Annotated in this window: 8 protein-coding genes; 3 read left to right on the forward strand and 5 right to left on the reverse strand. The window is 61.3% G+C overall.

Features of this window, described 5'->3' with window-relative positions:
• Positions 1 to 23: 23 nt before the first annotated feature.
• Together AC3VI7_RS00405 and AC3VI7_RS00410 are read left to right on the forward strand one after the other, a co-directional pair.
• Positions 24 to 680, forward strand: coding sequence for a protein-L-isoaspartate O-methyltransferase family protein (locus AC3VI7_RS00405; protein WP_489668972.1), 657 nt, complete (start codon positions 24 to 26; stop codon positions 678 to 680).
• 96 nt (positions 681 to 776) lie between these two features.
• Positions 777 to 2129 (forward strand): TolC family outer membrane protein, encoded by a 1353-nt coding sequence (locus AC3VI7_RS00410; protein ID WP_489668973.1) that lies wholly within the window; start codon positions 777 to 779, stop codon positions 2127 to 2129.
• Between the two features lie 9 nt (positions 2130 to 2138).
• On the opposite strand, the gene def is transcribed toward AC3VI7_RS00410, so the two are convergent.
• Together def and AC3VI7_RS00420 are read right to left on the reverse strand one after the other, a co-directional pair.
• Entirely contained in the window at positions 2139 to 2657 is a 519-nt protein-coding gene (gene def / locus AC3VI7_RS00415; RefSeq protein WP_489668974.1) for a peptide deformylase, read from the reverse strand.
• A 125-nt stretch (positions 2658 to 2782) separates the two neighbouring features.
• A complete protein-coding gene (locus tag AC3VI7_RS00420) occupies positions 2783 to 3013 on the reverse strand; it encodes a hypothetical protein (RefSeq protein ID WP_489668975.1) in 231 nt (76 codons plus the stop codon).
• 219 nt (positions 3014 to 3232) lie between these two features.
• On the opposite strand from AC3VI7_RS00420, the gene AC3VI7_RS00425 reads away from it, so the two are divergent.
• Entirely contained in the window at positions 3233 to 3592 is a 360-nt protein-coding gene (locus AC3VI7_RS00425) for a DUF4936 family protein (protein ID WP_489668990.1), read from the forward strand.
• Here the strand turns inward: AC3VI7_RS00425 and AC3VI7_RS00430 are convergent.
• From AC3VI7_RS00430 to AC3VI7_RS00440, 3 genes are all read right to left on the reverse strand, one after another.
• Positions 3564 to 4505, reverse strand: coding sequence for an alpha/beta hydrolase (locus AC3VI7_RS00430; RefSeq protein WP_489668976.1), 942 nt, complete (start codon positions 4503 to 4505; stop codon positions 3564 to 3566). The genes AC3VI7_RS00425 and AC3VI7_RS00430 overlap by 29 nt on opposite strands.
• Before the next feature lie 49 nt (positions 4506 to 4554).
• Positions 4555 to 6915, reverse strand: a complete 2361-nt coding sequence (locus tag AC3VI7_RS00435; RefSeq protein WP_489668977.1) for a Tex family protein — start codon at positions 6913 to 6915, stop codon at positions 4555 to 4557.
• Between the two features lie 44 nt (positions 6916 to 6959).
• Positions 6960 to 7204: RNase H family protein (locus AC3VI7_RS00440; protein ID WP_489671362.1), on the reverse strand; the 245-nt coding region annotated here is incomplete at its 5' end.

The following is a 7204-nucleotide window of genomic DNA, read 5'->3' on the forward strand; positions in this document are numbered from 1 at the left end:
CACCCAACTGACTCGAATCCGCCATGAATGTCGAACAAGCCCGCTTCAACATGATCGAACAGCAAATCCGCCCCTGGAATGTGCTGGAGCCCTCGGTGCTGTCCTTGCTGTCGGTCATCAAGCGCGAGGATTTTGTGCCCAGCGCTTGCAAAGAGCTGGCCTTCATGGATGTCGAGATCCCGCTGCCGGGGGCGAGCAGCATGCTGGCCCCACGTGTTGAGGCCCGTTTGCTGCAAGAACTGGCCCCCAAACGGCACGAGCAGGTGTTGGAGATCGGCGCAGGCTCGGGCTTCATGGCGGCCTTGCTGGGTCATCGCGCCCAAAAAGTGGTCAGTGTTGAGATCCGCCCTGAGCTGGCCTCTATCGCACGCGACAACCTGTACCGCGCAGGCCTCTCGAATGTCGAGATCCGCACCGGCGATGGTTTGAACGATAAAGCGGCGGCTGAAGCACCGTGGGACGCTATCTTGCTGTCTGGCTCGGTCCATGAAGTCCCCGAGACCCTTTTGAATCAACTCAAAGTCGGCGGCCGTCTGGTGGCCATCGTGGGCACCGATCCGGTCATGCAAGCGGTACGCATCACCCGCATCCATCAAACCGAGTGGCGCACCGAAGCCTTGTTCGACGCGCTGATTGCACCGCTGGATGGCGCTACCCCCCTATCCACTTTCAAGTTCTGAGCCCCAAACCCTTGGGCCGATGTGTACGGATGATGGGTTTGATGGGTTGTGTAAAAATACCCTAGTAGGTATCAGATGAGCAAAAAGGAAGTTCCCATGCATGTCGTCAGTCACGTCGCCAAGGCCGGCCCAAGGCCCTTGCATCTTTTGGCCGCCAGCCTTGTCTTGGCGTTTTCAGCCCAAGCCAGCGCGCAAAGTCTCAAAGAGCTCTATGAGATCGCCCGCAGCTACGACGCGGGTTATCTGGGTGCTCAGGCCCAAACGGATTCAGTCACCCACAAGGTGGCGCAAAGCGATGCGCTGTTTCGGCCCACGGTGGGTTTGAACGCTGGGGTCTCACGCACTCAAAGCGACACGCCTGCTCGGGGTGCCACCAGTCTGAATACCCAATCGGTGGGCATCAGTGCTTCGCAGCCACTGTTCAACCGAGGCAATTCGCTGACTTCGGACAAAGCTTACAAGTTGCTGGATGTGGCCAAGGCCGATCTGGATAGCGCCGAGCAAGACCTGATCGTGCGTCTGTCGCAAGCCTATTTTGATGTTTTGACCGCTCAAGAGGTGCTCAACACCGCTCAAGCCAGTCAAAAGGGCATCTCTGAGCAACTGGCTTCGGCCAAGCGCAACTTTGAAGTCGGTAGCGCCACCATCACCGACACCCGTGAAGCTCAGGCGCGCTTCGATTTGGCCACCGCCCAAGTCTTGGCCGCAGACAACGATCTGCGCACCAAGCGCTTGGCTTTGGATCAGCTGGTCGGCAAGACCAACATCCAACCCAAGCCGCTGGCTCAGCCCGTCGTCTTGCCGGCCTTGGTCGGCAATGACGTGGACCCGTGGACAGCGCACGTCGAAGAATCCGCCATGGTCCGCAAGGCCCGGGCGGGCTATGAAGTGGCGCAGTTCGAAACCCGCCGCACCGAATCGGGCCATTTGCCCACCTTGAGTCTGGACGCTTCGGCCTCCTCCGCGCACAACACCAGCAGCAACGGCGGCTCGCTGTTCTCTGGCGGTGATGGCACCAGCACCAGCGCCAAGATCGGCTTGACCTTGAATGTGCCGCTCTACGCGGGCAACGCCATCACCAATCAAGCCCGCGAAGCCGTGGGCCTTGAAGAAAAATCGCGCAACGATCTGGAAACTGCGCGTCGTGCCGTGACCCAAGGGGTCCGCCAAGCCTACTTTGGGGTGCAGTCGGGTTTAGCCCAAGTCAAGGCTTTGGAGGCGGCTGAATCCTCCAGCAAACTGGCTTTGGAAGCGACCCAGCTCGGTTACAAAGTAGGGGTGCGCGTCAATTTGGATGTGCTCAATGCCCAGACTCAGCTCTACAGCACTCAGCGTGACTTGAGCAAAGCGCGCAACGATGTGTTGGTGGCCAGCCTCAAGCTGCGCCAAGTGGCTGGGACGCTGACCCCCGCTGACTTGAATCAGATCAATGCCTTGATCGCCCCTTGAGCCCGCGCCTTATGAAGCCGGGTTCTGCTCCGTAAAACCCAGGCGACTCAAGTCGATCATGCGCATCGGATACAGCTGACCGATGAGGTGATCACATTCGTGTTGCACCACCCGGGCGTGGAAACCGCTCACCTCACGCTCCAGCGGCTGGCCTTGCAGGTCAAAGCCGCTGTAGCGGATGTGGCTCCAGCGCGGCACCTCGCCGCGCAGACCCGGCACCGACAGGCACCCTTCCCAGCCCAGCACCTGCCCGTCTTCGGTCAAGGGCGTGATAACGGGATTGATCAAGAGGGTGCGTGGTACGGCGGGGGCCTCGGGATAGCGCTCGCTGTGCTCGAAGCCGAAAATCACCACCGCCAAATCCACCCCGATTTGGGGCGCTGCCAAGCCGATGCCACCGGCCGCGTGCATGGTGTCTTCCATGTCTTGGAGCAGCGCGTGCAGCTCTGCGGTGTCAAAGACGGTGACATCTTGGGCGATACGCAGTAAGCGTGGATCGCCCATTTTCAAGATCGGTCGGATGGCCATGACAACAACTCTCCTCGAAACATAAAAAAACGGCTGACGATGTTGCCATGGTCAGCCGTTGGAACCGGAGACTCGCTGTTTTGCGCACTGCCACGCAAAACCAAGTCACCCGGAGAGGAGTTCTTTCAGTCGATATGAATGCCACCCAGCGGCATCAGACCGGACAAAACCGACTTGGCATGCACCAAGCAATCAAATTCTTTCATGTCGAGCCCATCCATGTAGTCCAAACGTTCATCCAGCGGCCGGCAAACCCGGCGTTGCAGCCGTTGCAGCCGTTCTGAGCGCTCAACCGCTTGCAGCACCGCTTGCGGGTCGATCATCATCGCAAACGGGTTGATGGCTTGGACTTCCATGGTGATGCTCCTTGACTAAATGGCTTTGAATGGGGCTGGATCACGTGATCCGATGGGCTCACTGTAGACATCCCCGACCCAAAGCGCGAGCCCACAAGAGGTAAAAACTGTGCAGGAATCCGCTAGACGTAACGAGATCGTTGCCCCGATTTCCAAAGTCGGCAAGAAGTCGCACTTCACTCGCAGCCTCATGGCAAGCCCCCTTTACACCTGTTCGTGATGCTTTTCACACCTGAGCAAAACATGCCGCAAAACACGCCACACCACACGACCGAGTTGTACAGCTATTACCACACCCACCACACCCCCAACGACAGCCAAGCCGCCGTGCATCAGGAAGTGACCGCCGCCCACACCCGGTTGGGCCAGCTGATTCCCGGCTTGCAGAGCCGTCTGCTGCAACGCTGCGAAAACGCTAACTCGGCAAAAACCACGTGGATGGAAGTCTTCTCGCACCCTCAAGGTTTGAGCGAACCGCAGATTGAGCAGATCCATATGGCCACAGCCAACCTGCCGACACAGCGGCTGGGGCCGAGGGTCACCGAGCGTTTCAGCGCGGGTTGGCTGGACATGGGCTGAGCGCCCGGGCGAGCACGCCGGCCAAGGCGTCGAGCGCCTGCCCTGCTTGTTCAATCACCCGCCCCATCTTGATGAAGTCGTGCGTCACGCCCTTGACCAGATCCAGCTCGACCGGGACACCGGCCATGCGCAGCCGGTCGGCGTAGGCCAGGCCTTCATCAACCAGCGGATCACACTCGGCCAGCACCAAGCACGCTGGGGCCACACCGTCCAGATCGTCGGCGTGCAGCGGGGCGTAGCGCCAGTCACGGCGCTGCTCGGGGTCGATGTAATGGGCAAAGAACCAGTCCAGCAAGGCCCGGTCGATCAGGAAACCTTGGCCAAACTGGCGATGCGAAGCGCTGTCCAGATCCGCTGCTGTGCCCGGGGTGATGAGCAGCTGCAAGGCGATCTTTAGGCCGGCATCGCGCGCCATCAAGGCAGCAACCGCCGCCAACGTCGCCCCGGCGCTGTCACCACCGATGGCGATGCGGCAAGCATCCAGCCCCAAAGAAGCCGCCCCGCCATGCACCAGCCAGTGCAGTGCGCCCCAAGCGTCTTCCACCGCAGCAGGAAAACGATGCTCGGGGGCGAGGCGGTAATCCAAAGCCAGCACCGCGACCCCACTGCGCAAAGCGATTTGGCGACACAAGCTGTCATGGGTTTCCAGCCCACCCAGCACAAAACCGCCACCGTGCAGATAGAGCAGCACCGGCAAAGGGTTGCCGACTTCAGCAAGGTGGGCATAAAGCCGCGCCGCACAGCCATGCGTGTGATCAATGGGCACTTCGACTGCCTCAACCCGCGCCAGCGGTGCGCGAGGCAGGTCCAACACCTCCGCCATCGCACCATAAAGGGTGCGCGCCTGCACGGGCGTGAGCCTATGGATCGGCGGCTGCTTGCGGCGCGCCATGCTGGTTAGCAGCGTGCGCATGCGAGGGGTAAGGCGGTGCGTTGGCATGGTGACGCCCTCCCCGCGCTGCTCAGCGCCGTCCTTGCAACTTGGCAAAGGCGGCGGCCATCGCGCTCCCCGGGTTCGCCGCCTGCGGAGCGCTTCTTTTTGCGCTGGGTGATGCTGATCGTGATGGCGCAGGCCGATCATGAACGGCCTGTGCAGCACCGCGCGGTGCCGCCGTGTCGAGCTTCATGGTGAGCGAGATGCGTTTGCGCGCCAGATCGACTTCCATCACCTTGACTTTGACGATGTCGCCGGTCTTGACCACTTCACGGGCATCGTTGACGAACTTGTTCGACAACTGACTGACATGCACCAAGCCGTCTTGGTGAACACCTAAGTCGATAAAAGCGCCGAACTGCGCCACATTGCTCACGGTACCTTCCAGCACCATGCCGACGCTCAAATCCTTCAGGTCTTGCACACCTTCGGCCAAGCGTGCGACCTTGAAATCAGGACGCGGATCGCGGCCCGGCTTTTCGAGCTCGGCCAAGACGTCTTTGACGGTGATCGCCCCAAAACGTTCATCGACAAACATCTCAGGGCGCAAGGTTTTGAGCACCTCGCTGCGGCCCAGCAACTCGGGCAAAGGCTTGCCCGCTTGGGTGAGCATCTTCTCAACCAGCGGGTAGGTTTCGGGGTGGACGCCCGAGTTATCGAGCGGGTTCTCGCCGCCGGGAATGCGCAAAAAGCCGGCGGATTGCTCAAAGGTTTTGGGCCCCAAACCGTTCACATCCAGCAGCTGTTTGCGGTTGCGGAACGCGCCGTGCGCGTCGCGCCAGCGCACGATGTTGCCGGCAACGGTGCTTGAAAGACCTGAAACACGCGCCAACAAGGCGCTAGAGGCGGTATTCAGATCGACGCCGACCGCGTTCACGCAGTCTTCGACCACCGCGTCCAAGCTGCGCGCCAAGCCGCTTTGATGCACGTCATGCTGATACTGGCCCACGCCGATGCTCTTCGGATCAATCTTGACCAGCTCAGCCAGCGGATCTTGCAAGCGCCGCGCAATCGAGACCGCACCGCGCAAGCTGACATCCAAATCAGGCAGCTCTTTCGAGGCGAATTCGCTCGCCGAGTAGACCGAAGCGCCCGCCTCGCTCACCACGACTTTTTGAAGACCGACCGCTGACCCTTCGACAGGCTCAGGGCGAACGGGCGAGGACTGGAGGCGCTGGATCAGATCGGCAGCCAACTTGTCGGTCTCGCGGCTGGCGGTGCCGTTGCCGATGGCAATCAAGTTGACACCGTGGGTAGCACAGAGCTTGGCCAAGGTGTGCAGGGAGCCCTCCCAATCGCGACGGGGCTCGTGCGGGTAGACCGTGGCGGTATCGAGCACCTTGCCGGTGTCACTCACCACCGCGACCTTCACGCCGGTGCGGATGCCGGGGTCCAGCCCCATCACCACCCGCTTGCCCGCCGGCGCAGCCAAGAGCAGATCGCGCAGGTTCTCGGCAAACACCTTGATCGCCACACCTTCAGCGGCTTCGCGCAGCCGGGTGAAGAGATCGCGCTCCAAGCTCAAAGAGAGCTTGACCTTCCATGTCCAAGCGATGGTCTTGCGGATCAGATCGTCGCTGGGCCGCTTGGCATGGCTCCAACCCAAATGAATGGCGATCCGGCCTTCGGCCATCGAAATTTGGCCAGGCACCAAGACCTCATCGATCACCAGCTTGGCGTCCAGCATGTTCAGGGTACGGCCCCGGAACACCGCCAAAGCGCGGTGCGAAGGCACCCGCTGGATGGGTTCGCTGTAGTCGAAATAGTCGCGGAACTTGGCCACGTCGGCGTTGTTTTCGTCCTTGCCGCTGGCCCGCTTGGACTGCAAAAGCCCCTCGCTCCAGAGCCACTCCCGCAAGCGGCCCACCAAGGTGGCGTCTTCGGCCCAGCGCTCGGAGAGCAAATCGCGCACCCCGTCGAGCACCGCTGCGACGTCAGCAAAACCAGCCTCCGGTTGGATGAAGGCTGCGGCCTCAGCCTGCGGGTCGAGCGCGGGGTGGGCAAACAGCTTGTCGGCCAGCGGCTCCAACCCCGCTTCGCGGGCGATCATGCCTTTGGTGCGCCGCTTGGTTTTGTAGGGCAGATAAAGGTCTTCTAACTCCTGCTTGGTCGGGGCGGCTTCGATGGCGGCACGCAGCTCGGGGCTGAGCTTGCCTTGCTCGTCGATCAGTTTCAGCACCGCTGCGCGGCGTTCTTCGAGTTCACGCAAATAGCCCAAGCGCGCTTCAAGGTCGCGCAATTGGGTGTCATCCAAGCCGTCGGTGGCTTCTTTGCGATAGCGGGCGATGAAGGGCACGGTGGCCCCGCCATCGAGCAGCTGCACCGCAGCGTTGACTTGCGCCGGGCGAACGGAGAGTTCGGCGGCAATCTGAAGCAGGATCTTGTCCAAGGGTGCAAAGCAGGAGTTAAGGAGGCGCGGAAGTTTGCCACGCCTCAACGCGGGCCGCCGGGCTCCTCGACCCCTCGATTCGCCAACGCGTCGGCGCGCTCGTTACCCGGGTCCCCCGCGTGGCCCTTGACCCAACGCCAGTCGATGCTGTGCAAAGTGGAGAGCGCTTCAAGGCGTTGCCACAGATCCATGTTCTTCACCGGCTTGCCGTCGGCCGTCTTCCAGCCGCGTTTCTTCCAGCCGTGGATCCACGTCATGATGCCGTTGCGCACGTACTCGCTGTCGGTGT

The sequence above is a fragment of the Leptothrix toolikensis (SeqCode) genome (genome assembly GCF_057922285.1).